At 60.7% G+C, this 25,525-nt stretch carries 22 protein-coding genes; 9 read left to right on the top strand and 13 right to left on the bottom strand.

The features are described 5' to 3' along the window. Positions 1-231: 231 nt before the first annotated feature. From HUU46_16185 to HUU46_16160, 6 genes are all read right to left on the bottom strand, one after another. Complete coding sequence (locus HUU46_16185; protein ID NUM55184.1) at positions 232-2,412, bottom strand: sigma-70 family RNA polymerase sigma factor; 2,181 nt, start codon at positions 2,410-2,412, stop codon at positions 232-234. 75 nt (positions 2,413-2,487) lie between these two features. Further along, the gene (locus HUU46_16180; GenBank protein NUM55183.1) at positions 2,488-3,924 is read right to left on the bottom strand and encodes a DUF1501 domain-containing protein; all 1,437 of its coding nucleotides are present in this window, start codon (positions 3,922-3,924) and stop codon (positions 2,488-2,490) included. Next, positions 3,911-4,321, bottom strand: coding sequence for a HEPN domain-containing protein (locus HUU46_16175; GenBank protein NUM55182.1), 411 nt, complete (start codon positions 4,319-4,321; stop codon positions 3,911-3,913). The genes HUU46_16180 and HUU46_16175 overlap by 14 nt, the downstream gene beginning before the upstream one ends. Next, positions 4,311-4,637, bottom strand: a complete 327-nt coding sequence (locus HUU46_16170; protein ID NUM55181.1) for a nucleotidyltransferase domain-containing protein — start codon at positions 4,635-4,637, stop codon at positions 4,311-4,313. The genes HUU46_16175 and HUU46_16170 overlap by 11 nt, the downstream gene beginning before the upstream one ends. Before the next feature lie 305 nt (positions 4,638-4,942). Continuing rightward, positions 4,943-5,209 carry a hypothetical protein gene (locus HUU46_16165; protein NUM55180.1) on the bottom strand — a complete coding sequence of 89 codons (267 nt, stop codon included), beginning with the start codon at positions 5,207-5,209 and terminating at the stop codon, positions 4,943-4,945. Between the two features lie 37 nt (positions 5,210-5,246). Further along, on the bottom strand, positions 5,247-5,504 hold the full coding sequence (locus tag HUU46_16160; protein ID NUM55179.1) for a hypothetical protein: 258 nt from the start codon (positions 5,502-5,504) through the stop codon (positions 5,247-5,249). A 211-nt stretch (positions 5,505-5,715) separates the two neighbouring features. On the opposite strand from HUU46_16160, the gene HUU46_16155 reads away from it, so the two are divergent. Genes HUU46_16155 through HUU46_16145 form a run of 3 tightly spaced genes read left to right on the top strand, consistent with a single transcriptional unit; the run spans position 5,716 to position 8,733 of the window. Further along, complete coding sequence (locus HUU46_16155; protein ID NUM55178.1) at positions 5,716-6,861, top strand: glycosyltransferase family 4 protein; 1,146 nt, start codon at positions 5,716-5,718, stop codon at positions 6,859-6,861. Then, a complete protein-coding gene (locus tag HUU46_16150) occupies positions 6,858-8,021 on the top strand; it encodes a glycosyltransferase family 4 protein (GenBank protein ID NUM55177.1) in 1,164 nt (387 codons plus the stop codon). Before HUU46_16155 ends, HUU46_16150 begins: the two co-directional genes overlap by 4 nt. Continuing rightward, positions 8,011-8,733: a PIG-L family deacetylase gene (locus HUU46_16145; GenBank protein NUM55176.1), complete on the top strand. Its 723-nt coding sequence runs from the start codon at positions 8,011-8,013 to the stop codon at positions 8,731-8,733. Before HUU46_16150 ends, HUU46_16145 begins: the two co-directional genes overlap by 11 nt. Positions 8,734-8,738: 5 nt before the next feature. On the opposite strand, the gene HUU46_16140 is transcribed toward HUU46_16145, so the two are convergent. Further along, entirely contained in the window at positions 8,739-9,938 is a 1,200-nt protein-coding gene (locus tag HUU46_16140) for a TonB-dependent receptor (GenBank protein NUM55175.1), read from the bottom strand. A gap of 135 nt (positions 9,939-10,073) precedes the next feature. On the opposite strand from HUU46_16140, the gene HUU46_16135 reads away from it, so the two are divergent. From HUU46_16135 to HUU46_16125, 3 genes are all read left to right on the top strand, one after another. Then, positions 10,074-11,144 (top strand): YjgP/YjgQ family permease, encoded by a 1,071-nt coding sequence (locus tag HUU46_16135; GenBank protein ID NUM55174.1) that lies wholly within the window; start codon positions 10,074-10,076, stop codon positions 11,142-11,144. A gap of 15 nt (positions 11,145-11,159) precedes the next feature. After that, a complete protein-coding gene (gene rhaI / locus HUU46_16130; protein NUM55173.1) occupies positions 11,160-12,386 on the top strand; it encodes an L-rhamnose isomerase in 1,227 nt (408 codons plus the stop codon). A gap of 127 nt (positions 12,387-12,513) precedes the next feature. Beyond that, positions 12,514-13,101: a hypothetical protein gene (locus tag HUU46_16125; GenBank protein NUM55172.1), complete on the top strand. Its 588-nt coding sequence runs from the start codon at positions 12,514-12,516 to the stop codon at positions 13,099-13,101. A 178-nt stretch (positions 13,102-13,279) separates the two neighbouring features. Here the strand turns inward: HUU46_16125 and gyrA are convergent, their stop codons facing one another. The 6 genes from gyrA to HUU46_16095 all read right to left on the bottom strand — a co-directional run bounded on the left by gyrA (position 13,280) and on the right by HUU46_16095 (position 21,320). Then, positions 13,280-15,793 carry a DNA gyrase subunit A gene (gyrA, locus tag HUU46_16120; protein NUM55171.1) on the bottom strand — a complete coding sequence of 838 codons (2,514 nt, stop codon included), beginning with the start codon at positions 15,791-15,793 and terminating at the stop codon, positions 13,280-13,282. 21 nt (positions 15,794-15,814) lie between these two features. Continuing rightward, positions 15,815-16,270, bottom strand: a complete 456-nt coding sequence (locus HUU46_16115; protein ID NUM55170.1) for a GNAT family N-acetyltransferase — start codon at positions 16,268-16,270, stop codon at positions 15,815-15,817. Between the two features lie 27 nt (positions 16,271-16,297). Further along, on the bottom strand, positions 16,298-16,804 hold the full coding sequence (locus HUU46_16110) for a hypothetical protein (protein NUM55169.1): 507 nt from the start codon (positions 16,802-16,804) through the stop codon (positions 16,298-16,300). 29 nt (positions 16,805-16,833) lie between these two features. Next, positions 16,834-19,308 carry a DNA topoisomerase (ATP-hydrolyzing) subunit B gene (gyrB, locus tag HUU46_16105; GenBank protein ID NUM55168.1) on the bottom strand — a complete coding sequence of 825 codons (2,475 nt, stop codon included), beginning with the start codon at positions 19,306-19,308 and terminating at the stop codon, positions 16,834-16,836. Between the two features lie 199 nt (positions 19,309-19,507). Further along, a complete protein-coding gene (locus tag HUU46_16100) occupies positions 19,508-20,293 on the bottom strand; it encodes an HAD-IIA family hydrolase (GenBank protein ID NUM55167.1) in 786 nt (261 codons plus the stop codon). Between the two features lie 22 nt (positions 20,294-20,315). Next, entirely contained in the window at positions 20,316-21,320 is a 1,005-nt protein-coding gene (locus HUU46_16095; protein ID NUM55166.1) for a hypothetical protein, read from the bottom strand. A gap of 150 nt (positions 21,321-21,470) precedes the next feature. On the opposite strand from HUU46_16095, the gene HUU46_16090 reads away from it, so the two are divergent. From HUU46_16090 to HUU46_16080, 3 genes are all read left to right on the top strand, one after another. Further along, entirely contained in the window at positions 21,471-21,770 is a 300-nt protein-coding gene (locus HUU46_16090; GenBank protein NUM55165.1) for a hypothetical protein, read from the top strand. Next, positions 21,770-22,678: an alpha/beta hydrolase gene (locus tag HUU46_16085; GenBank protein NUM55164.1), complete on the top strand. Its 909-nt coding sequence runs from the start codon at positions 21,770-21,772 to the stop codon at positions 22,676-22,678. Before HUU46_16090 ends, HUU46_16085 begins: the two co-directional genes overlap by 1 nt. A 94-nt stretch (positions 22,679-22,772) precedes the next feature. Further along, positions 22,773-25,463 (top strand): DUF4091 domain-containing protein, encoded by a 2,691-nt coding sequence (locus tag HUU46_16080; protein ID NUM55163.1) that lies wholly within the window; start codon positions 22,773-22,775, stop codon positions 25,461-25,463. The last annotated feature ends 62 nt before the right edge of the window (positions 25,464-25,525 follow it).

Below are 25,525 nucleotides of genomic sequence, written 5' to 3'. Positions count from 1 at the left end.
GATTAAGCGACAGGCCTTTCTTGAAATGCTGCCGTGCCGGATAGGTGCCCTCATGTCCCGATTCCAGAATCGGGACGGCGCTTTGTTCAGTATCTGGACATCAAACTTGAGTAGCGTCGGATGAAGTTACTTACGTGAAAAGCAGGGGGCGGCGGGCGATGCCGTTGTTTCTGTAGGCAGGCTGTGAGCCGGTCGGCGCGTCGCGGTGCGATTGCTCGTGACAGTGTTGGTCTAGCGCAACGCTCTCAGTATGCTGCCCGATCCGTTCGGCGCGGTGGTCGCGATATAGATGGTACCATCCGGCGCGAGCGCGATGCTCTCCCCCACATCGCCGTGCGGCGGACTTACGCTCATCTGCCAGAGGATTCGGCCGTCGTCGCGATCAAGGCAATAGAGCGCGTTCGTGCCCGGGAAATCGTCGCTGCCGCCACCGAGAATGTAGACGGCATCGTTCGTAACAACCGGACTGCCCGCGACAACATCGCCTTCGAGTGGTGTGTGCCAGATGGACTGGCCGTCCATGCTAACCGCGTGTACCGATGCCGGGTAGCCTCCAAAAGCGTGATTTCCAAATACGCCCATGTACACGGCCTCGCCGTCGGTCGCAACAAGCCGGGGACTGTCGCCGGTCGCATTGTAGATCACGAATTCTGCCGAAGTTGGTTCAAAGGGCTGAGATGCGTGGGCTGTCGCGGGCCAGAATTCCCAGAGTTGCGATGCCGAGTCACCGTTGTCCCGAATCGCGTACAATACGTTCAACCCGGCATCCTGAATGAATACGGTCCCGTCGCCACCGACCACGGGCGTGGCCCAATTGCTCATGAAGTCATCGTTCCCTTCAGGTACGTAGCGCCACAATACGTCGCCATTCTCTGCGTTAATGGCCTGAAGGCTAAAGTCAACCGTAAGGAAGCCGTTGGGTTGTTGCGCGCGCGCATACAGGGTGTGTTCGTCAAGCGACAGCGCGGCGGGCGGAGTTACCTGCGCGAGCGGTTCCCACAGCGCGACGCCTGAAGAAGCATCTACCTTCTCCAGCCCCGCACGGGAACTGGTATAGACATTGCCCTTGCTGTCCACAAGTAGTTCCCGACTTGCAAATTCTGCGCTCCAGGCAGTGGCGCCGGTTATGGGATCGAACGCGCGCGTGACGTGATCGTTAAACGCAAACAGCACGTTGCCATCTGGCGTAATCGCAGGGGCGCCGGTGCTGCGTATGTAATCGACAGGGCCGTAATCCCAAAGCGGTTCTCCGTTGGGAGAAAACGCACTGAGCCAGTCCGGTCCACGCGCGTCACCGTGGCTCATGAAGATTCTGCCCTGAGCATCGATCGCCGAGGTTGTCCCGGGGGACCCGCTCATTTCGGATGTCCAGCGCACGGTGGGCAACGTCAGCGGCGCGGGCACGTCGAAAAAACCCGTGCGTTGTGGATTGCCGCCCACCATTGACGATCGATCGGACTTCGCGACGCGATGGTTCGAGGCCGCCGGTACCGTTGACGGTGCATTGGTCGCGGGAATAGCGGTTACATTGGCTCGATTCGGTGTCGGTTCGCTGCGAGAGGCCGTTTCCAATGACGTGTCATTCGCATTCACCGCACGCGCCGCATAAGGACGCGCACCCTTCACTGCGCTCGTTTCGCGGTCCCGGACCGAGAGTGAATACGACACGATGCCCAGTCCAGCGAGCAACGCCACCGTACCCATTACCGCCAACGTCTTCGCTTTCATGACAAGTGTGCTCCAACCGGTTAATGCCGACGCAGCTCCGGTTTTCGAGGTGAGCAGCCATACCGGCTGCGCCATGGCGATTGCGCCCGACACCTTCGCGGCGTGCTCCTTATGCGGCGCATATGCTTCCAGCAATTCGCCGACCTGTGATGTGATATGCGACTCCAATACTGCCCGCGCGCGTTGCAACCGCTTCTTGGCCGCCTCGCGGGGGATGTCGAGAATCGCTTCGATTTCCCCCATATCCTTTTTCGAGAAGTAGTAAAGGAGAAGAATTTCGCGGTGTTGCACGTCGAGATCGTGCACAGCTTGTTCGAGCATTTGGTGTAGCTCCCGTTTTGCAGGGTCATCGGTCGTGGAAGCGGGCGACGTGTTGCGCCACGCGACGGCGTTGCGTTGCGCGCGTTGGCGGACCTTTGCGTAACGAACGCACTCATGGCGCGTGATGGACGCGAGCCAACCGGCGAATTTTTCGGGATTGCGCAGCTTATCCAGTGAATGGAACGCGGAAAGAAACGCGTCCTGCGCGATGTCGTCGATATCGCCCATCAAACCGAGGTTCGCACGCACCAGGGCATGAACCATGGGCATGTATCGCTCGACCAATCGACCAAACTCGTCTCGTTGGCCGGACAACACCCGCCCGACTATCTCGGCGTCGTCGCGATGTAAAAAGTCGGCCATGCGCTAAAGGCTCCTGAGTCTATTCTACAGAGAGCCTTTGGTCGAATTTGGGGACAGAATCAAAAATTGCAGCCGTCAGGCGATGATCTCGCGAATCACGTGTCCGTGCACATCCGTCAACCGCCGGTCAATGCCATTGTTGCGGTAGGTGAGTTGGGTGTGGTCGATGCCGAGAAGGTGGAGGACGGTAGCGTGGAGGTCGTAGCAGTAGGTGGGGTTTTCGGCGGCTTTGTAGGACCATTCATCACTCGTGCCGTAGCTTGTTCCGCCTTTGATGCCGCCGCCGGCGAGCCATGAGGTAAACGTAAACGGATTGTGATCGCGGCCCGCGCCGCCTTGGCTGCAGGGCATGCGCCCGAACTCCGTGGTCCAGATGACGATGGTGTCGTCGAGCATGCCGCGCGATTTGAGATCGATGAGCAGCGCGGCAGCGGGTTTGTCCATACCCTTGGCCATGATGGCGTGGTCGCGCGCGAGGTCTTCGTGCGAGTCCCAGTTGCGGCGCGGGTGGCCGTTGTCCGCCCCGCTCCACACCTGCACGAAGCGCACGCCGCGTTCGAGCAGACGCCGCGCGACAAGGCAGTTGCGCCCGAAATCTTCCGTTTCGTGCTCGTCGAGGCCGTAGAGTCTTTTCGTCGCTTCCGTTTCGCCGGAGAGGTCGAGCACTTCCGGCGCGCTGACCTGCAGTTTCGCGGCGAGTTCGTAACTTGCAATGCGCGCGTCGAGTCGCGAATCGCCCTCGCGCGTTTGCGCATGTTCCCAGTTCAGTTGGTTCAACACCGCGAGCGCGTCGCGATCGTTCTCCGGCGTGACGAAGGAGTCTTTCGGAGGAAACAGATCGGCAATGGGATTCGGCGCGCTGGGCCGGATCATCGTGCCTTGATACGAGGACGGCAGGAAGCCCGCGCTCCAGTTCTTCGGACCGTTCGGCGCAAACCCGCGCGAATCGGGCAACACGACAAAGGTCGGCAGATTGTCGTTCATGCTGCCGAGGCCGTACGCGATCCACGCGCCCATACCGGGGAAACCAGGCAAGACGAAACCCGTGGCCTGCATGAACGTCGCGGGGCCGTGCACGTTCGACTTCGAAATCATCGAATGCAGAAAGGCCATGTCGTCCGCGCACTCGGCGAGGTGCGGGACGAGATCGGAAATCCACTTACCACACTGTCCCCGCTGTTTCCACGCCCACGGCGACGGCATCACCACGCCGGCCTCGCTCTGAAACAGTTCGACCTTCTCGCCCGGATCGAACTTCTGACCCGCCTTTTCGATTAAGAGCGGCTTGTAGTCGAAGGTGTCGCACTGGCTCGCCGCGCCGGACATGAACAACTGCACCACGCGTGTCGCCCGCGGCGTATGGTGCAGGCCGTCCGGCAACCCCGCGCCCAATCCGCCGCGGCGGACCGCCGCCTCCGCGCGCGGCAACAGACCGTCCCGCGCCAGCATCTGCGCCAGCGCGATCCCGCCCAAGCCCCCGCCCAGTTTCCATAAGAAATCACGGCGATTCATGTTCTTCCACTTCAGCCTCGGCCCAAGCCAAAATCTGTTTCGCCTGCTCTTTCGCTACCAGGTATTCCTCGTAGCTAACGGCTTCCATGAGTCCCGGGTACCGCGACTCCCATGCGTAATCCGTCAGATCGGCTGCAAGCTTTACATCGTCAGGAATCACAACCGAGTTTTCGCCAAGCGTATCGAGTAACACTTCAAGATCATGCGTATACCGGAACGTTAGACCGTGAACTCGATAGACGGCCTTGATAGCCTTCTCCGCGGCTTGCTGCAAGTGATAACATAGATCTTCGTAGAAACCGCCTTCCGGTAACGTCACACATGCCAAGGCGAAATCGCCCTTCGCGCGCGAGAGCCAGTCCGAAGGAGTTCCTGGTATCGGCGGCTCAACCGGCACTGTAGATTTCCTTGCCCTCGCGCAAAGCCGGATAAATCACCAATGACGGCTCGTCACCGAATCGCCGCAAGTCGTCTTCCGTGACGACGATGATGTCTTTGGACACGCCCAGCCCGCCAAGCGCACGGTAAACTTTCCGCGCAGTGTCGCGACGATGGGTCCCATCGGGCATGACCAACAAAAGATCAACGTCGCTGTTCTCATTCATCTCGCCCCGCGCCGCCGATCCAAACAATACCACGCGAAGCGGACGCACGGCCTCCACTGTACGGCCAACAATCCTCTGAAGAAGAGTGTCTTCTATCGATGCGCTCATGTTCCCGTACCTGCGTCCCTCAATCATACTTGGATCGGTATTGCCGATTCGTATTTCCGTTTTCGGGTCGTGACCAACTCGGCCGTATTCATCCACTCCCGCACTGGCTCGCTGCGCTGAACATCAACAACTGCACCTCCCGCGTCGCCCGCGGCGCATGGTGCAGCCCACCCCGGCAAGGCCGGCCCGAACCCGCCGCGGCGGACCGCCGCGTCCGCCACAGCTTTCGAGCCATGCGTTCACCGCCTGCGCGCTGGTGTCGCTCTCCACGAATATCGCAAACCATGCGCTTGTATCGACGAACGTCACCAGTCGCGCCTGTAGATCGCTTTATCGTGTTGCGACGCGTCAAAACCATCATCGGGGCTTTCATCGGAAAGTGCGTCCAGTTCGACTAGGAGCGCTTCGATTGCACGGCGCTGATTCTCGGCAACGGCAGCGCTGTACTTCCGCGGTGTTTCCGAGAGGGCCCTTTTCACCAGTTCTTCGAAAACCTCGTCGACAGTCTTGCCGGTAGCCGCGGCGAGACTTTCTATTTGTTGCTCGTATTTTGGGTCGAGATAAATGATCATGTCCGTGACCTGTTTGCTTGAGTATACCCCAACCGGGTCAGCGTGCGGTGAAGAAGTAGTTCTTGGTCGACGCGACAAGGATGACGAGGACAAGGTTGATCATCGCCACGCCCGGCGCGGAGGCCGCAAATCCGAGGACGTGGATTGCGCCAAAGACGAGGTTCAACGCATGCACCGGGCGCCAACGCCGAAAGAAGCCCACGATGAACAGGACTTTCCACGCCAGCCATGTCGCTGCTACCGGCGCGGTGAACATGGATACGAAGTTCCCCATGCCTTCGATTCCGAGAACCATGGTAACGACCCAGAGTTGCCACGGTAACGGCGGGCGCGGCGAGCGGTCTAGCGAACGAAGGTGCGTGTGTGCCGGTTGCGTCGAGCATGACCTGTTCCTCCCGGGACGGGGCCAGCGTAGCACATCGAGGCGGCATGTCATAGCCCGCGCGGCACTTCCGAAGAACGCGGCTTGTGCCGCCGCGGCATGCATTTGTTTACAATGTCGGCGCATGACCGGCAAACGAATCCGCATACTTGTTGCTACGGTGGACTACCCGCCCATTGACGGCGGAATCAGCACGCTCGCATTGGAACTCTCGCGCGAATTGGCGCGGCAGGGTTTCGAGGTTACGGTATTGGCGCCGCGCTTTCCCGGCATGGAGACGTTCGATGCGAGCGAACCCGCGCGCGTAGTGCGTTTCGGGGGATACGGTTCGGGTTGGTTCCGCTTGTTTCCGATGCTGGCCGCCGCGCGTGCGCTGATTCCGCACCACGACCTGGTGCTGGCGATCAATGTGGCCTACGGCGGAATCGTCGGGCTGTTTGCGCGGAGCCTGTTCGGCGTGCCGTACGCGGCGTTTGCGTACGGGTACGAGTTTTTGAAGTTCAAACGGTTCTGGCCGGCGGCGGCGCTTCTGCGCTACATCTACGCGCAGTCGCGCGGCGTCATCGCCATCAGCCGTTACACGCGCGACCAATTGGCCGCGTTCGGCGTTCGCGAGAAGCAGATCGCCGCAATTTTGCCCGGCGCGGCGCCGAGTCCCGATGTCGAGGGTTCCGCGCTGGAAGCTGTTCGCGCGAAGTATCCGCTCGATGGTAAGCGCCTGATTCTGTCGGTCGGCCGCATGGTGCCGCGCAAAGGGCACCTGACGCTCGTGCGCGCGATGGCTCGCGTAATCAATCGCGTGCCCAACGCACACCTTGTAATCGTCGGGCAGGGGCCCGCAATGGCGGCGTGCTCGCGCGCGGCCTTTCGCATGGGCGTGCGCGATAACATCACCTTCGCGGGCTCGATGCGCCGCGACTACGTGCAGGCGTTGTACGCGTTGTGCGAAGTCTTTGCATTGCCCACGGGCGAAGACCGGGGCGGGCACGTCGAGGGGTTTGGCCTCGTGTTCGCGGAAGCGCACGCGCACGGCAAGCCGGTCGTCGCCGGTAGGTCGGGTGGCGCGACGGAGGCGGTGATAAACGAAGAAAGCGGATTGCTTGTCGAACCGGACGACGCCGAAGGGCTCGCCGACGCGATCGTGCGCATTCTTCTCGACGCGGAACTTGCGCGGCGGCTCGGCGAGATTGGGCGTTTGCGCGTGGACAACGAACTCAACTGGCGCGTGTTCGCGAACCAGATGCTGGCGGTGCTCGGGGTGCGGAAATGAGGCGCATCCGCGTCGCGCACGTGATCACGCGAATGTGCAAAGGCGGCGCGCAGGAGAATACTTTTCATACGGTGCGCCTAGCGAACCGCGAGCGGTTCGAGGTCGATCTGATTAGCGGTTATACTGCGCCGGGCGAACCCAGCATGGAAGACGCGGTGCGCGCGGCGGGGATCGAAATCGTCCGCGTGGCGAGTCTTGTGCGGAATCCGTCGCCGCTGCGCGACCTGCGCGCGTATGGAGAACTCACGCGCATCTTCGCCCAGCGCAAGTACGACATTGTCCACACACACACATCCAAGGCGGGATACCTCGGGCGAATCGCCGCCGCCAAAGCGCGCGTGCCAATCATCGTGCACACGCCGCACGGGCACGTGTTCTTCGGCTACTTCAACGCCGCGCTGACGGCGCTCTATACGATGCTCGAACGAAACGTTGCGCGAAAATCGGACAGGCTGATCGAGTTGACGCGGCGCGGCGTCGAACAGCATCTTGCCGAGGGCGTGGGGACCGCGGAGCAGTGGACATCGATTTTCAGCGGGATCGATCTTGCGCCGTTCACGGCGGCAATCGAACATCGCGATGCCACGCGCACGAAGCTGGGCATTGGTCGCGACGATTTCGTGGTAGGCGGCGTGGGACGCCTTGAACCCGTGAAGGGTTTCTCGTATTTTGTGCAGGCAGCGCACATCGTCGCGGAATCATTGCCGAACGCGCGATTCGTTCTCGCGGGCGACGGCGCGGAGCGGAAGTCGCTGGAATCGGAGGCGAAGTCGCTGGGGTTGCGCATCCAGTTCCTGGGAATTCGCGACGACGTTTCCGAACTGATGGCAGCGATGGACGTGTGCGTGGTGCCGTCGCTTAACGAGGGGATGGGGCGTGTCATTCTCGAGGCAGGCGCGGCCGGCACGCCGGTGGTGGCAACCAACGTTGGCGGAATTCCGGAAGTCCTGATCGAAACAAAGACCGGCCTGCTGGTGCGCCCCCGCGATGAAACGGGAATCGCGTCCGCCGTACTGTCGCTGGCCGCCGACCCTGCGCAACGCGAACGCCTTGGCGGCGCCGCGCGCGAGCATGCGCAGCAGTTCAGCATTGCGCGGATGGTGGAGCAGATCGAATCGCTGTACGAAACGTTGATCCGGGAGAAACGACTTGACGCCTGAAGACGTCTTCCTTTCCAAGCAACGCTTGTTGGTCATTGCGCCGCACGCCGACGACGAGTGTTTTGGCTGCGCGGGCACAATGGCGCGCATCAAGCACCTTGGCGGCGAGGTCTACTGCATCGTGTGTTCCGTCGGGGATTTGAAGCATTACGACGGCAAACCGGGAGAAGTCAGCGGCGGCACGCGCGAAGCCGAATTGAAATCGGTGATGGACTACCTGAAGGTCGACGATTGGGAAATCCTGTTCCGCGACGAGCAGACGCACCTGCGTCTCGACGCGATGCCGCGGCGCGATTTGATTGCGCTGTTCGAGCGCGACGCCAAGTTGGCCCTGGATCGGTTGAAACCGACGATGGTCGCGATTCCGGTGTCATCATACAATCAGGATCATGACGCGGTTTTTCGCGCCGCGTGGACGGCGCTGCGTCCGGGCGTGCCGTCGGCGAAGCCGTTTCAACGGATCGTGCTGGGATACGACAACACCTCGCTGTTCTGGAGTCTCGAGCGCGAGAAGTTTCACCCGAACTTTTACGTCGATATCAGCGCGTTCCTGGAGCACAAGCTGAAGGCGCTGTCAATGCACAAATCGCAAATGCGCGACGCGATCCACCATTCGAGTTTGCAGAACGTCGAGTACACCGCGCGGGTGCGTGGGCGAGAGATCAGCGTCGAAGCCGCTGAGGGATATATGGTCTTCCGGCACGTGTTGTAGTCGGATCAGAATTTGAACGTGTACTGGAACGTGTACGCGTCTTCTTCGTATTGCACGCGCGAGCCGCGGCCGAGTTTCGAGAAGATGTCGCCGGTGCCGTCATCGGCCCTATCTTCGGGAAATGTGTGGGTCCACGCGAAATGGAACTCGGAGCGTTCGGTGAGTCTCTTGGTGAAGCCGAACGTGAAGTGGTCTTCGGCGATCGCGGGCGTCAAGATGTTCGCGAAGATATGCTGTTCGTCCACGGCGGGGTTGCCGCGCGAGTAGCCCGCGCGCAGAATCCAGTTGTCATTCACCGTGTAGATTGCGCCGACCTTGTAGATGTCCTGATCGTTCCACCCCAACCCGCCCTTAATCGTGGGGTTGTGAAACTGCTTGAGCTTGGACCAATGCTGGAACTTGTAGTCGGCGAGAAGTTGCAGTTTGTCCGTCACCTTCCACGCCGCGCCCACCTGAATGACTTCCGGCAGATCGAGGTTCCAACGGATGGGTTCTTCGTACAGCTTGTACTGTTCGACAAACTGGCGCGAGCGCCACGTTGCGCCAAAGCTCAAGCGCTCCCACTCCTTGTACAGGGCGAGCTGGACGCCGATGCCGAAGCCCACCTCGCGCTTGTAGTCGCCCTCGGTCGGCCGTAGCTGCAGTGTAAGCGAATCGGTGCGGAACACCGTGAAGACCGGCATGATTGACCCGCCAATGGTCCAGCCGTTGTCGAACTGGTACGCGTAGGATATTGGCATGCGCGCGACCTGAAGGTCGGAGCGGCGATCGTTACCGCGCGAAAACGGCAAAGTCGTACGCGAGCGGTCATAGTCGGCATTGTTGCCCTGTGTCCCGAGAATTCCAAAGCCCAAGGTGCCGTGTTCGAGCGGCCAGACCATCGCGATCGAAGGCACAAAGATCGTGCCGTGGTCCGCGAGTTGGAACGCGCGGGGGTTCACGATAATCGGCAGGCCGTGGGGTTCGGCCCCGCGGTAGAGGTCGAGGAACTCGCCGGACACGTCAATCCGCTTGTCGAGCGCGATGATGCCGGCAGGATTGAGCAGTATCCACGTGGCGTCCTGCGGAACAGCTACGCCCGCGCCGGCGGTGCCCTTCTGGATGGCGCCGATGCCAATTAACTCGTTGCCGTCCGTGGCAAGGGCATGCCGGACGGCGAAGAGCACGAGAAATGCGTGGGCGTACGCATACCGCTGAAGGCGCACGACTGGGGTCTCCGTTGCAGCAAAGAGAACCTTCCCGCTCCAATGTACCACCGCGATTCCCGATTATCACAGCAGGTCAGGAAGCATGGTCTGCCCATCTGGTAGAATTGGCGATTGAGTGGGAATCCCCGGCACGTGAAAACGCTTGACAGATACCTCCTGTTTCGCATGACAACCACGCTCCTCCAGGCGCTGGTTGCACTGTCGCTGGTCTATGTGTTCATCGATCTGTTTACACATCGTCTGGTAGATATTCGTAAGTACAATGTTCCCAGTGACGTCGTCATTCAGTACTATCTCAATTTCCTGCCGTCCGTGATTCAGCGGGTTGCGCCGTTCTCCCTGCTGATTTCCGCGCTGTTGGTGCTGGGGGACGCCGCGCAACACAACGAAGTCACCGCAGTGACCGCGAGTGGGATCAGCCTGCGGCGGTTCGTGCGGATGCCAATTGTGCTATCGATGGTCTTTGCGGGCGGACAGTTCGTGCTGAACGAGACGTGGGGCACCTCCGCGGCCGTCGAGGCGGAGCACATCGACCGGAACTACTTTTCGCTGAGCGACCCCCGCGATCGCAGGGGCAGGACCTGGTCCAACCTCGAAGGCGGCTGGACGTGCAACCTCGAAAAGTTCAACCGCGTCGCGCTGACCGGCGAGGGCGTGCTGATGTTCGCGCGGGAAGGAGACACAATCCGCCAGGTCCGGGCGCGCCGGATGTACTGGGACGAGAACCAGCGCCAATGGATGCTTGAAGACGGGTTATGGTGCGAGATCAGCGACGTGTTGCTGTCGCGCGCGATTCGCCGCGCGCCCGCGCCAATCACGGAAACGCCGGACGCGCTGTTTGCGCTCGACAAGCCGGCGGAGACCAAGACGGCGAAACAGCTCAAGGAGGATATCGTGATTGCGTCCGAGCGCAACATTCCTTCCGCGCGGCTTCAGGTAGACTACTACGCGAAGTACTCGCAGCCCGTGCTGAGTTTCGCGATGATCTGGCTGGCGATTCCGTTTGCAGTGCGGCTGCGCCGCGGCGGGCTCGCGATCGGCTTTGGGACGAGCGTCGTGATTGCCATTACGTACATGCTGGTGTTCTCGTTCACGACGGGCTTGGGTTACGCGGAACGCATTTCGCCAGTCGCCGCGGCGTGGTCCGCAAACGCGGTCTTTCTCGCCGCCGGAATGTTCATGTACTGGCGAACGCCAACCTAGTTTCGGAGTCGTGCCGTGAAGAATTCGGACCACAACGCGCTTTCAGCGCTCGAAGAACTATTCGGCGATCTCGGGCCGATAAAGGAGCGCATTAAACGCCACCACATCGAAACGCCGTCGTGGGCGTACGGCAATTCAGGCACGCGATTCAAGGTGTTTCCGCAGGAAGGCGTGCCGCGCAATCCGTTCGAGAAGATGGAGGACGCGGCAATCGTCCACAAATTCACGGGCGTGGCGCCGTCGGTGGCAATTCACATTCCGTGGGACAAAGTGGACGATTTCACCGCGTTAAACGCCTACGCGAAACAATTGGGCGTGCGCATCGGCGCGATCAATCCGAACCTGTTTCAAGACGATGACTACAAGCTGGGGAGCTTGACGCACGAAGACGCGCGCGTGCGGAGGAAGGCGCTCGAACATTTGATCGAGTGCATCGAGATCGCGAAAGCCTCCGACTCGGACATTCTGAGCCTTTGGTTTGCGGACGGCACGAATTATCCGGGTCAGGGCGATTTTCGGCGGCGCAAGCGGTGGATGCAGGAAGGACTGCAGGCGTGTTACGACGCCATGCCACCGAATATGCGGATGTTGGTCGAGTACAAGTTTTTCGAGCCGGCGTTTTACCACACGGATATCGCGGATTGGGGCATGTCGTATGCCTTCTGCAAACGACTCGGCGATCGCGCGCAGGTGCTCATCGATCTCGGTCACCATGCCCTCGGCACGAACATCGAGCACATCGTCGCGTTTCTTATCGACGAAGGCAAGCTGGGCGGGTTCCATTTCAACAACAAGAAGTACGCGGATGACGACGTGAGCGTCGGCAGCATCAACCCCTACGAGCTCTTCCTAATCTATAACGAACTTGTCGCGGCAGAGGACGACCCGGCGGCCCGCATGAATGTCGCATACATGATCGATCAGAGCCACAACCTTAAATCGAAAATCGAGGAAATGATTCAGTCCGTGGTGAACTGCCAGGCGGCGTACGCCCGCGCGTCGCTGGTCGATCGCAGGGCGCTGCGCGAAGCGCAGGAGAATGGCGACATCGTCGCGGCGGAAGAGACGCTGCAAGCGGCCTATCAGACGGACGTGCGGCCGCTGCTTGGGCAGGTTCGCGCCGAGATGGGTATTGACCCCAGCCCGCTGGCGGCATTCCGCGCGAGCGGCTACCTGGAAAAGGTGCGGAAGGCGCGAGCAGCGAACACGGGAAGCTCGTTTGCGTCGGGCTATCCCGGGTAGTTCGGCGCCACGAACGCGGTTGTACCGGAAGGTTGCTATTGTACCGCCGCGTGGATCGCGGTAGAGTGTGGTACGTGTGAAGGGGCCGCGCAATCGTGCGCGGCGGGACTACCGGGGAGATCGCGCCATGTTACGTCGGGGTTGGATTGCATGCCTGTTCGTTGCCTTGCTTGTCGCCAGTGCGCCCGCGCACGGAGAAGTAACCGTCTCGATCACGATTTCGGGACCGGTCGAGGAGTTGGTGCCCATACTTCAGAAGTTGCAGGAGCTTGGTCTCGGCGGCGCAACCGCGACTGCCGACCCTCTCAAGTTGAACGTCCACAGCGTGATGACCGAGGAGGAGAAGGCCGCGGCCCCCGCGGATGCCACGCAGCCGGCGATCAAGTCCGTGACGGTTGAACCAGCGTCGGCCAAAGCGGGGGAAAACGTCCTCATCACCGCGATCGTCGCCGACCCGAACCGCGCCATCGACACGGTGGCCGCGACCGTTGGCGATAGCAAGGTGGACTTGTTCGACAACGGCACCGAAGGCGACGTAACAGCGGGAGACGGGGTTTGGTCACGCAGCACGGCGCTTCCCGCGGCGCTCGCGGCGGGGGAGGTTGCGGTTGCGGTGAACGCCTACAATGCGAATGGCGAGGCCGTTCAGGCCCCCGGAGCCGACGGCCAGCCCGCGCCACTGACTGCCGCCGCAACGTTGACAGTCACGCTGTAGGGCATTGGGTCCGGGGCGGTAGTTTGCGCTACGGCATTGGCCCGCGTGGCGCTGCGTCGGATTGAGCTACGTTCACGGTGTGCGCGAAGAACTCCGGCTCTGCCGGGAGCCAAAGCGGTAGCGCCGTCCGAAGCGGACTCTGCTACCGCACTCCATAGAATCCTCGCGTCGAGGGTGCTTATTCTTCCTCTTCCGTGGCATCCGCGTCGCTCGCGGGCACGCCTTCGGGCGCGGCGGCGTCCGCGGCTTGATCGCCCTTCTCTTCGGGCACGGCCCGCGCGACGGCACTGACCTTCGCGCCCGCGCCGGGCGTCATGACCTTCACGCCCTGCGTATTGCGGCCGATCGTGCGGATGTCCCTCACCGAGCAGCGCATGACAATGCCGTCCGTCGATACGCAGACGATGTCGTCGCTGTCGTCAACGGTCATCATCGCGACGACGTTGCCGTTGCGTTCGGTGGTTTTGATGTTGATGATGCCGGACCCGCCGCGGTGTTGCAGGCGGTACTCACCGACCTGCGTGCGCTTGCCGTAGCCGTTTTCAACGACGCTCAGGACGGTCTTGTCATCGCCCGCGATGGACACGCCAATCACGCGGTCGCCTTCCTCGAGGCGGATACCGATAACGCCTGCGGCGGCGCGGCCCATCGGGCGCACGTCTTTCTCCGGGAAGCGAATCGACATGCCGAGATACGTGGCGATGAGGATGTTGTCCTCGCCGGAGGTGATTTGCACGTCGATGAGTTTGTCGTCCTTTTCGAGACCCAGCGCTATGATGCCGGTCGCGCGCGGGTTACTGAACGCCTTGAGTTCGGTCTTCTTTACCGTGCCTTTCTCGGTGACCATGAAGACGTACTTGTTTTCTTCTTCGAGATTGCGGACGGGCAGGCACGCGGTCACGACTTCGTCGCCGGAGAGGTCGAGCACGTTCACGATCGCGCGGCCGCGCGCGGTGCGGCTGGCTTTTGGCAGTTCGTGCACCTTGCGCCAGTAGACGCGGCCCTTGTTCGTGAAGAACAGCATGTACTGGTGCGCGGACGCGATGAACAGGTCGCGGACAAAGTCCTCGTCCTTCGTGTCCATACCGGTGACGCCTTTGCCGCCGCGGCGTTGCTTGCGGTATGCGGCGACGGGCACGCGCTTGATGTAGCCCATGTTCGAGACGGTGACGACCATCTCTTCGTCGGCGATAAGGTCTTCGACGCTGAACTCGGTGCGCTCGCCGAGGATTTGCGTGCGGCGCGCGTCGCCGTACTTGTCCTTAATCGCGACGAGTTCCTTGCGTACTTCGGCGAGAATCGTGCGTTCGCTTGAGAGGATGTGCTTGAACATTTCGATCTGTTTCAACAGATCGGCGTATTCCTTTTCGAGTTCCTCGCGTTCGAGACCGGTCAGGCGGCGCAGGCGCATCGCGAGGATTTCGTTCGCCTGAATGTGCGTGAACTTGAACCGTTCCATCAATCGGTCGCGCGCGGACTCCGGCGTTTCCGAACTGCGAATGATCTGGATGACTTCGTCGATGTGGTCGATCGCTTTGAGCAGGCCCTCGACGATGTGCGCGCGCTCTTCCGCTTTGCGCAGGTCGAACTCCGTCCTCCGGCGCACAATCTCCGCGCGGTGCTTGACGTAGTAGTGGATGACCTCGTAGAGCGACAACACGCGCGGCTGGTTATTCACGAGCGCCAGCATGAGGATGCTGAACGTCTCCTGCATCTGCGTGTGCTTGTAGAGCTGGTTCAGGATCACCTGCGGTTCGTCGCCTTTGCGCACTTCAATGAGGATGCGCATGCCGTCGCGGTCGGATTCGTCGCGCAGATCGGTAATGCCCTCGACCGTCTTCTCGCGCACGAGCGCGGCGATGGATTCGATGAGGCGTGACTTGTTCACCTGGTAGGGAATCTCGGTGACGATGATGCGGTCTTTGCCGGACGCTTTGTCGTGCTCGAACAGGACCTTCGCGCGCACGCTTATTTTGCCGCGGCCGGTGTGATACGCCTCGCCGAGACCTTCGCGGCCGTAGATGATACCGCCGGTCGGGAAGTCCGGCCCTTCGATGAAGCGCATCAGGTCGTTCGTGTTGCACTCGGGATTGTCGATGTAGTGAATGACGGCGTCGCACACCTCGGTGATGTTGTGCGGCGGACAACTCGTCGCCATGCCGACGGCGATGCCGTAGGAACCGTTGACGAGCAGGTTCGGGAACGCCGACGGCAGCACGGTCGGTTCTTGGAACTTTTCGTCGTAGTTCGGCGCCATGTCGACGGTCTGCTTCTCGATGTCCTGAAGCAGCAGGGCGGTGATGGGCGCCATACGGCACTCGGTGTACCGCATTGCCGCCGGGCTGTCGCCGTCCACGGAGCCGAAGTTGCCCTGGCCGTCCACGAGCACGTTGCGCAGGGACCACGGCTGCGCCATGCGCACCAGCGTGTCGTAGATCGCCTGGTCGCCGTGCGGGTGGTATTTACCCATTGTCTCGCCGACCACCGCCGCGGACTTGCGGTACGCGCGGTTGTGGACGAGGCCCATCTCGTGCATCGCGTACAACACGCGCCGGTGCACCGGCTTCAGCCCGTCCCGCACGTCCGGCAACGCACGGCTCACGATCACGCTCATGGAATAGTCCATGAACGAGGTTTTTAGTTCTTGCTCAATCGCGATAGGGACGATTCGTTCGTTACTTTTCTCTAGCATTCACCCATACCCTTGTAGGTCTCACAGTTCCATCGTCATGAAAACGCTGTTCGGGTCCTCTACGTAGTCTGCGAACGGCGCGCAATACACGAATCCAAACTTCGAATACAATCTTCTCGCGGGTTCGAAGAAGGCCATCGATCCCGTTTCCAAACTCAACCGACGATACCGGCGCTTCCGTGCTTCATCCAGCATCACATTCATCAACGCCGACGCGATACCTTTTTGTTTATAGGCCTTCGCCGTTCGCATCGACTTTATCTCGCCGTGGTCTGCATCCAACTCTTTCAACGCCCCGGACCCGATAAGCGCGTTGTCGTCCCACACGGTCCAGAACGTGATCTCCGGCCTGCGCAATTTTTCCAAGTCCAGCGCATGCACGCTCTCCGGCGGCGAGATCGCGCGCATCTCGTTCAAATGTTCTTCGAGAAATGCCGCGATCTCCGGACCATCCAAATCATCGATACGTATCAGCATGGCTGAAGATATGCACGGCCAATGGCCCTAACTTTCCGAAAGTTGGCCGCAGATCGCGTCGAACTCCGCGAGCGCTTCGTGACTATCGAACACGCGCACGGGAACGATCCAGTATGTGTTGTTTGACAGGCACAATAATCTCATTTGTTCTGCTCGAATAATCTGGTAAAACCACATCATGCGCGCGTATGTGCGTTCCGTCTGGTACGTAACAAACCCTTTGCCATAGGTCAGTTCCAGGGGTTGGGAAAGCACGGAACTCATGGATGCATAATTCTTCTTTGCGGCATCCATCATTGCGCGCATCGTCAAAATTGGACTCAGAACCGCCAATACGAAAAAAAGCAGCGCTATCATGAGACTGTCGTGCAGCACAAAAAGCACGCCGATCAGCGCAAAAGCGATTCCGATAAAAATCAAGGTCTGAACGATCTGCTTACGTGACGGGTGAATACGCGTTGCGGCCATGTAATCGTCCAGCGTTAATTGGTATCGCACAATTTTCGGCGGCTCCGGCACGGCACTACTCGTCATCGACTCACGCTCATGCGCCGCCATCACGGTCAGATATCCAAATTCCGCACATCCAGCGCGTGTTTTTCGATGAATTCCTTGCGCGGTTCGACGAGATCGCCCATGAGCGTGACGAACATTTTGTCGGCGGCCATTTCGTCTTCGGCGTCGACGCGGAGGACGGTTCGCTTTTCAGGCGACATCGTGGTTTCGTGCAACTGTTCCGGATTCATTTCACCGAGACCCTTGTAGCGCTGGATTTCGAGGCCTTTGCGTCCCATTTCGAGCAGGTGCTGGCGCAGTTCGAGCGGGTCTTCCGTTTCGAATTGCGCCTCGCCCTCATTGTTCTCGATGCGGAACGGGGCATTGCCGAGCGCGGCGATGGGTTCGTCGTGGCTCATCAGCACGGAGAAGTCGTGGCTCTGGAAGAACGCCAGGTCCACCTGATTGTCTTTGCGCTTTGCTTTGGGCAGTGCGCCGTTGCCTTCGACGAGTTCCATCTGTTCCGAGCGCGAGTTGATGATGTCGAGCCCGGGAAACAGCTTCACCAGCTCGCTGCCGGACAATTTGCCGGGGTCAATCCGTTTCTCGCGCGGCAGGGCGAGCGCCTGGATCACGGATTCGCGCGGCGCGCCAAAGACGCGCTGCAACCGGTGGAACATGCGTTCGCGTTCCTGCGCGGCCTGCAACCCGCGCAGCAGCGTCTTCAATTGCAGCTTCGAGCGCTTGTCGCCGCCGTTCTGCGACGTGACGTTGGTCGAATCGAGCACGGCCTCGAACAGAAATTTTTCCATGTCGTCTTCGGTGCTGAGGTAGCGCGACTTCTTGCCCTTCTTCACGAGGAAAAGGGGCGGCTGCGCGATGTAGAGGTGGCCGCGCTTGATCAGTTCCGGCATTTGCCGGAAGAAGAACGTGAGCAACAGCGTGCGGATGTGCGCGCCATCCACGTCCGCGTCGGTCATGATGATGACTTTGTGGTAGCGCAGTTTTTCGATCTTGAAATCGTCGTGGCCGATGCCCGTGCCGAGTGCGGTGATGATTGCGCGGATCTCTTCGTTGTTCAGCATCTTGTCCGCGCGCGCTTTTTCGACGTTCAGGATTTTTCCGCGGATGGGGAGGATCGCCTGGAACTTGCGGTCGCGCCCCTGCTTCGCGGAGCCGCCCGCACTGTCACCCTCGACGATATAGATTTCGCAGAGGGCCGGGTCTTTTTCCGAGCAGTCGGCGAGTTTGCCGGGGAGCGCGAAGGAATCGAGGGCGCCCTTGCGCCGCGCGAGGTCTTTGGCTTTGCGCGCCGCTTCGCGCACGCGGGCCGCTTCCATGGCTTTGTTCACGATGCGGTTGGCCATCGTGGGGTTTTCTTCGAAGTGGGTCTGCAGCCCCTCGTACACCAGCGAGTTGACGATGCCCTGCACCTCGCTGTTGCCGAGCTTCATCTTCGTCTGGCCTTCGAACTGCGGATTCGGAATTCGCACGGAGATGATCGCCGTGAGGCCTTCGCGCACGTCGTCGCCGGAGATTTGCGTGTCGGCCTTTTTTAGCAGGTTGTTTCGCTTGGCGTAATCGTTGATCGCTTTCGTCAGCGCCGTCTTGAACCCGGAGAGGTGGGTGCCGCCCTCGTGCGTGTTGATGTTGTTGGCGAAGCTCGAAATCGTCTCGTTGTACGAGGTCGTGTATTGCAGCGCGACCTCGACCTGCACACGGTCTTTCTCTGCCTCGAGATATACCGGCTTGCGGCTCAGGGGGTCCTTGTTTTCGTTCAGGTATTCGACAAACTCGCTGATGCCGCCCCTATACTGCATCACGGTGGGCTCGGCGTCGTTGCGCTCGTCCTCGAAGACAATTTTCACGTTCTTGTTCAGGAACGCGAGTTCGCGCAGCCGGCTTATCAGCGTGGCCGCGTTATACACGAGGTCTTCGAAGATTTCAGGGTCCGGCTTGAACGTCACTGTCGTGCCCGTTGTCTTGGCTTTCCCGCGCACTTCGATCGGGCCGGCGGGCGCGCCACGCTTAAACGACATGAAATGGATTTGGCCGTCGCGCTTGACTTCGACTTCGAGCCACTCGGATAGGGCGTTCACACAGGAGATACCCACGCCGTGCAGACCGCCGGACACCTTGTACGAGTCGTTGTCGAACTTGCCGCCTGCGTGGAGCATGGTCATGACGACCTCGAGCGCGGTCTTGTTTTTGAATTTCGGGTGCTTGTCGACGGGGATGCCGCGGCCGTCGTCGATGACGGAAATGCTGTTATCGATATGTATCTTAACATGTACTTTGGTGCAGTACCCCGCGAGGGCCTCGTCGATGCTGTTGTCGACGGCCTCGTAAACGAGGTGGTGAAGGCCACGGGTGCCGGTGTCGCCGATGTACATTGCCGGGCGCATGCGTACGGCGGACAACCCTTCGAGAACTTGGATGGAACCTGCGTCGTAACTCTTTGCGGACATTCGGTTTACCTTATCTTGAGCGGATTCGTCCGGGGCAGGAACAGACTTCGCGCTGTCGTCGTCTTGGTCGGACATGCCGGTGAGCTCCCACTAACTGCACAAGTATAGCAAAATTGGGGGGTTAAGCACAACCGAAAATAGCGTCTTTATCCGATTTTTTGCGCTACCCAGGCGGGGGTCCGTGCCCGTGCTCCCGCATCTTCACTCGTACCCGAATTTCGGGGCTCGAACGTTCCGATCGACGAGCAAGAGCACGAGCACGAAGGCGGCTGGGCTAGCCCTCGGTCGGGTCGAGCGCCGCGTGCAATTCCTGCACGGACTCGAAGACGAAATCTGGCGTGCGGCCGGCGCCGTCGAGGTCCTTTCTCGCGGTTTCGCCGCTCAGGACCAGGATGGACGTCGTGCCTGCGTTGTAGGCCATCTGCATATCGGTGTAGAGGCGATCGCCGACCATCGCGGTCGCCCCCGGCGTTGCGCCGATCTTCGCCATGCCCATGCGGACCATCGCGGGATTCGGCTTGCCTATGAATTCGGGGGTGCGCTGCGCCGCCTCGTGCAACAAGGCCGCGATCGATCCGCAGTCAGGGATGTATCCGTACTCGGTGGGGCAAACCTTGTCCGGGTTGGTCGCATAGAAGGGGAGGCCCTGCCGAAGCAGGAGACAGGCGCGTTCGAGCTTTGCGTATGTCAGCGTGTTGTCGAACCCAAGTACGACGGCGTCGGGATTTGAATCGGCGAGTTCGAAACCGGCTTGTCGTAACTCCAGTTCAAACGAAGGTGTACCCACGACGAATAAGCGGCGGTGCGGTGTTTCGCTCAGCAGGTAGCGGGCGGTCGCCTCGCCGGAAGACAGCACGTCGTCCGGTGTCGAAGGGATTCCCATCGTGGTCAGCTTTTCGGCGTACTCCCGGGCGCTTCTCGAACTGTTATTGGTGAAGAAGAGATGCGGCCGGCCGGACTCGACAAGGAACCTAATGAACTCCGCCGCGCCGGGGAGCGGGTTCTTGCCGAGGTAAATGGTCCCGTCGAGGTCGAGGAGGAAGTAGCGTAACCGCTTCAACGCAGCCGGATCGTTCGCCACGCTACCGCACTGCCTTCATGGTGGCGAAAGTCGTTGAAACCGGAAACACGCTCGGATACTCGACAAACTCGACATGCCCGTCCATATACAGGACGTTGCATCCCTCGGGTGCGCGATGATTGAAGACCGGGTTGCCCGACGGGTCCTGGCGGATGGTGTCCCACATCACGGGCACGCCGGCGGTTCGGGCCATTTCCTCGTCCGGGTTTATACCGAGAAGGGCCGCCGCGGTGCCTGAAACGGTCGCGGAGATATCATAGAAGGGACCGACCATGGCACGGCCGAGATCGCCGCCGTGTTGCACGTACGGCCAGCCCAGTTGCGCCATGTAGTCGCCGCGGTTATATGCTTTGCCGCGCAACGCCTGCGCCTTCGCAAGGTCCGTTTCGTCATCGACCTTAAACTGTTCGAGCATCGCAACGACATTCGCAGGACCGGTAGCGGGCAGGCCGACAAGCCGGGCCTGAGCGTCGGAAATCTGGGGGTCTTCGTCGTTGGCGTAGGCCATGTGAAACCCCAAGTAGGTGTACCCCGCGCCCGGCCGCGTGATTGTGCCCGCGGCGCCGCATGAGCCTTCCGCGATTCCGAATGTCCTCGCATCCAGCCGTGGCGGCGAGACTACGAGGGGGCCCAACGTTATTGCGGATACCACGCCGCCTGCGTCCGGGCAGGCAAGAATAACGGGATCGGACGCATAGTCCGGGAAGATGATGCGGGCGTCCGGCGCGAAGTCGAACGCATCGTCAATGTTTGTGCAACCGGGCATGGCGCTGGCCGGACCGAACGTCTCGTACCCGTGTGGCAGGGGAAAATAGTAGCCGTTTTCCGCGCGGTACACGGCGAATATCGCGCCCCACTCCTTCAGGTTTCCCTGGCACGTGCGGTCAAGTTTGGCGTTAACGGTGTTTCGAAGCAGCGGAAACGCCAACAGCGCGAGCACGACCAGCAGCACAATTCCAATGATGACCTCGCGCAGGCCCTTACCGCTATTCGTTCCGGCACCCATGGTTACCCTCTTGAGCACTTGTCCGTTCGATAGAAAGGGGGCATTTTGACAAGCAAACGGCGTCACTATCAAGCGCGCGCCGGGCGTTCGCGGCATGTACACGCAGTCGTGTATGCTCTTCCGTTTCTGAGAAGTATGGAAAGGTGGGGCGTGAACGATCCGTTCGATTATCCGATTTCGATTGATGCTGGTCCTTTTCGAATTCCTGCCATCCCCGCGCTTGCATTTTTCGCGACGGAGGCCGGACGCGATATTGGAGTGTTCACACGGTTACGCTTCATCTGTCGGTATTCCGATGAACTCTCGTTCATGCTGTCATGGGACCACCTCTTTGCAAGCAGCGATGTCGCAGAGGGTAGTTTCATTTTCTCGAATGGACTCGAACTGCTCAGTGGTTCGACTGACGATGACGCGGACTATTTCGAGTTCGAATCGCGAGTGAGGTTCTAGTGCGCAGGGCCGTGTCCATTTCGGCGGTGCTCGTCTTGCTCGCCGCTGCATCGTACGCGGATGCAAACAACGCTGGGCAACGCGACGCGCCACCGGGCTTTGCATTCAGACAGGACATTGTGTATGGCCCGCAATCGGAACGACAGCGGCTCGATCTGCTGCATGCGACGGATTCCGGCGCGCCCCTTCCCGTCATCGTTCACATCCACGGCGGCGGGTGGTACACCGGCGACAAGGGCGGCGACAAGACGTTTCAACTGATGCGCGCGTTGTCCGAGGCGGGTTATGCTGTGGCGTCCATCGCGTATCGCTTGTCGGACGACGCGCCATTTCCCGCGGCGATCGAAGACTGCAAGCTGGTGGTGCGATTCCTGCGCGCACATGCGGCGGAGTATCGCGTCGACGCGGACCGAATCGGCGCCATTGGCGCGTCCGCGGGAGGGCACCTCGCCGCTATGCTCGCCGTGACCACGCTGAAAGACGAATTGGAGGGGACGGGCGGCTACGACGATCAATCCAGCGCGATTCAGGCGGCGGTCGTTGTCTGCGGGCCGACAAACCTTACGGTACCGCTATCGACCAAACTGAAGGACAAGGACGACCCGTTGGTCGTGCGTTTCCTCGGCGGTTCGTTGGCGGAGAAGCAAGACGAAGCGCGGCGTGCGTCACCCATCTTCTACGTGAACAAGACCACGCCGCCGATGTTCTTTATGCACAGCATGGAGGACAAGCGGGTGGACCCAAGTCAATCGACGTCGATGGCGGAGGCGATGGCGAAGGCGGGCGCACGGTTTCGCATCGCCCTAATCGCCGACGGCGTTCACGGAATGGAAATCGCGCGCGACGATTCCGGGCGCGCGGCAGTCATTGCGTTTTTCGACGAGTATCTCAAGCCGCCGCGCAAGTGACGCAGGCGGCTTCGCACGCGCCGGATGTAGAAGTGCGCCTATTCCGGACGATCTGTACAATAACCGTCTTTCCCCGCGTAAGGAGCCCTCGTTCATGCGATTCCTGGTGATTACTGTAGCCCTTGGGGTGTGCGCGATCGGCGCGCCGGTGACGGACGACGTCGAGGTGCCGGCGGCGCACTACGAACTCCGTGTTGCACCCGGCGATGGAGCGGGCGTGGAGTTGTTCCGGCTCAACACGTCGAAGATGAACCAATCCGCTCACGACGGGTTGCTCGTGGAAGGTTTTGGCATAGGCAATTTTTATGTGCCGAACCGGCGGATGAACGAATCGCTCGAAGTGCTCGACACGATCAAGGACCGGCCAGTCCTTCAATACACGTACGAATGCGACGGGCCGAACATTCGCGGCTTGCACGTCACGCGGACGATGGAGCCGCTGCTCGATCAGGCGTCCGTGCGCGTGCGCCTGCGCATCGAGAATAAGGGCGACGAGGACCAGTGGGTCGCGCCGTGGGTGCGTAACGAGCTCGCGCCCGGCGGAAAGTTCGACGAGAACGACCGCATTGACGTGCCTTCGCTGGGTGGTATCGTGAGCGCGGAGCGCAGCGCGTATTATCCCGCCGCGCGAAATTGGATCGCCGCAACGGACAGTGCGACGAAGGAAACGGTCTATGCCGTGTTCAACTGCGACGAGACACATTCGTATCTCGCGTTGCGCGATGACGCGGAAACGTATTGCGGATTTCAGACGTCTTTCGTGCCACGGCTTATGAAGAAGTCCGGCGCGTGGGAAACGACGTACCGCATCGGCGCGGTGCGCGGTTTGACCCACGTGAACTTCGCATCGGACGAACTGGCCGCGCAGATCGACTACGCGGAGAAGAAACTCAGCGTCCTGATCGCGCCGGTGCGCGCGATGCAGGGCGTCACAATCAAAGCAAGCGTGGCCGCCGCGAACGGGCGTGTGTGGCAGTTGCAGCCGCTGAACGCGAACTTCGCGCCCGGTTCCGTGGTCCGATGCACCTACGACTGGGAGCCAATCGGCGACGGCGCGTACGACTTTCTCGCCAGGATTTCGCAGGGCGAGAAGGACGTCAAACTTGGCGCAGACACGGGATCGCCGCACGGCGGTGTCGACGCGCAGTTCCTTGTCGGCGAACCGAAAGCGGTGGCGTACGAGGCGTGGACGGATGCGCCGCATGCGCTCGAGCGGGGCAAGCGACCGCTGACCCGCGCCCTCGCGGCGAACGGCGCAGCAAAAGTGTGGCTCGAAAGTTCGCTGGAAAAGGTATTCCCGGAAGACGACCCTGATTCCTCCGGGCCAGCGAGATCGATCGCGCGCGTCGCGCTCGCGAAAAACGAGGGCGAATCGTTTCAAATCGTAATTCGTCCAAAAGAATTCGCGCTCGATCCTCTTACCATCCATGCGAGCGAACTGACGGACGCGAAGACCGGCGCAACGATTGAGGCGAAGAACATCATGCTGCATCGCGTCCGGTACTATCCCGTGCGCGTGCCGACGCACTTCGAAGGCCCGACCGGCGAGTGGCCCGATCCGTTGCCTCCGTATGAGCCGTTCACCGCTCCCGCAGACCGGTGCTCGCCGGTTTGGGTTACGATCCACGCGCCCGCGAACACGCCCGCGGGAACGTATGAAGGCACAATCGAAGCCGCGGCGGCGGGCATGGACCCCGTTGTCATCACGTTGCGCGCCGAGGTGTGGGATTTTGCACTGCCGGTGACGCCAACGCTCAAGACCGATTTCGGTTTCTGGCCTGAGAATGCGGAATCGATGTCGAAGCGGTTTGGTTTTTCGGGCACCGCAAGCGAACTGAACGCGGCGTATTTCGCCAATGCGGCGCAACACCGAGTGACGCTGCGCGCGCTCGCGCAATTGCCGGCGGAAAGCGCGGACTACGCGGCCAGCCTGCGCGCGTATGAGCCTCAGCTCAAACAGTTGCTTGCAGGCGGCGCGACGACGATCGGCGTACCGGCGCCGCTGCTCGACGTGCCGGAACAGTTGCGGTTGGCGAACGAGTTCGTGAAGAAGAACAACTTGTCGGCGCGCGCATTCTGTCAGATTGCGGACGAACCGGAGCGTCCCGCGTGGCAGCGGCTGTTCGACACGATGACGAAGTGGCGTACCGAGGCGCCGGACATTCCGCTGATGCTGACCACGCACGGCATGCAGCCATTCTTTCACGAGGCTGCGTCGATCTGGGCGGTCCACACGCCGCTGATGGACACGCTGAACAACAAGGCTGTACTCGAGCGGATTGCCGCGGGCAACGAGGTGTGGTGGTACGTCAACCATACACCGCCGCGGCCCTACGCGAACTTCTTCATCGACTTTGCGGCGATCGAGCACCGCGTGCTGTTCTGGCAAACATGGGCGCTCGGCATCAAGGGCATGCACTACTGGAACGTGAACTACAGCGAAGGCGGCGTGAACCCATTTCTATCGCAACTCGACGTGACGCCGGCGAACGGCGACGGTTTTCTCGTCTATCCCGGTCCGAACGGCCCCGTGAATTCGATTCGGTGGGAAACCATCCGCGACGGCATCGAGGATTACGATTACCTCGTGCTCTTCCGCGACCTCATGAAAAGGGCTGAAGCGGCCAATAACACCGCGCTCCTGCAAAAAGTGCAAGCCGCGTACAACCTCAAGGAAGTCGTGCCCGATCTCGTCACCTTTCCGCGCGATCCCAACGTGATGCTCGCCAAGCGCGAGGCGATTGGCAAGGCGATCGTCGAGCTGCGGCGCGGGCTGGACATGTAGGCTCCGTCGGATTCCGACGCAACGTCTTTGTCGCATTTTCCGGTTGACATTTTCAACCAGAT

This window comes from Candidatus Hydrogenedentota bacterium (genome assembly GCA_013359265.1).
Classification (GTDB): Bacteria; Hydrogenedentota; Hydrogenedentia; order Hydrogenedentales; family SLHB01; genus JABWCD01.
Note: the sequence above shows the minus strand (reverse complement) of the source record. Positions and strands in the feature narration are given on the sequence as shown.

Coding starts and splice junctions, on each gene's coding strand:
- HUU46_16150 (NUM55177.1), top strand. CDS start 6,858: ATGAGGCGCATCCGCGTCGCGCACGTGATCACGCGAATGTGCAAAGGC.
- HUU46_16160 (NUM55179.1), bottom strand. CDS start 5,504: ATGGTTCTCGGAATCGAAGGCATGGGGAACTTCGTATCCATGTTCACC.
- HUU46_16115 (NUM55170.1), bottom strand. CDS start 16,270: ATGCTGATACGTATCGATGATTTGGATGGTCCGGAGATCGCGGCATTT.
- HUU46_16080 (NUM55163.1), top strand. CDS start 22,773: ATGCGATTCCTGGTGATTACTGTAGCCCTTGGGGTGTGCGCGATCGGC.
- HUU46_16170 (NUM55181.1), bottom strand. CDS start 4,637: ATGAGCGCATCGATAGAAGACACTCTTCTTCAGAGGATTGTTGGCCGT.
- gyrB (NUM55168.1), bottom strand. CDS start 19,308: ATGTCCGACCAAGACGACGACAGCGCGAAGTCTGTTCCTGCCCCGGAC.
- HUU46_16185 (NUM55184.1), bottom strand. CDS start 2,412: ATGGCCGACTTTTTACATCGCGACGACGCCGAGATAGTCGGGCGGGTG.
- HUU46_16110 (NUM55169.1), bottom strand. CDS start 16,804: ATGACGAGTAGTGCCGTGCCGGAGCCGCCGAAAATTGTGCGATACCAA.
- HUU46_16095 (NUM55166.1), bottom strand. CDS start 21,320: ATGGGTGCCGGAACGAATAGCGGTAAGGGCCTGCGCGAGGTCATCATT.
- HUU46_16155 (NUM55178.1), top strand. CDS start 5,716: ATGACCGGCAAACGAATCCGCATACTTGTTGCTACGGTGGACTACCCG.
- gyrA (NUM55171.1), bottom strand. CDS start 15,793: ATGCTAGAGAAAAGTAACGAACGAATCGTCCCTATCGCGATTGAGCAA.
- HUU46_16125 (NUM55172.1), top strand. CDS start 12,514: ATGTTACGTCGGGGTTGGATTGCATGCCTGTTCGTTGCCTTGCTTGTC.
- HUU46_16165 (NUM55180.1), bottom strand. CDS start 5,209: ATGATCATTTATCTCGACCCAAAATACGAGCAACAAATAGAAAGTCTC.
- HUU46_16180 (NUM55183.1), bottom strand. CDS start 3,924: ATGAATCGCCGTGATTTCTTATGGAAACTGGGCGGGGGCTTGGGCGGG.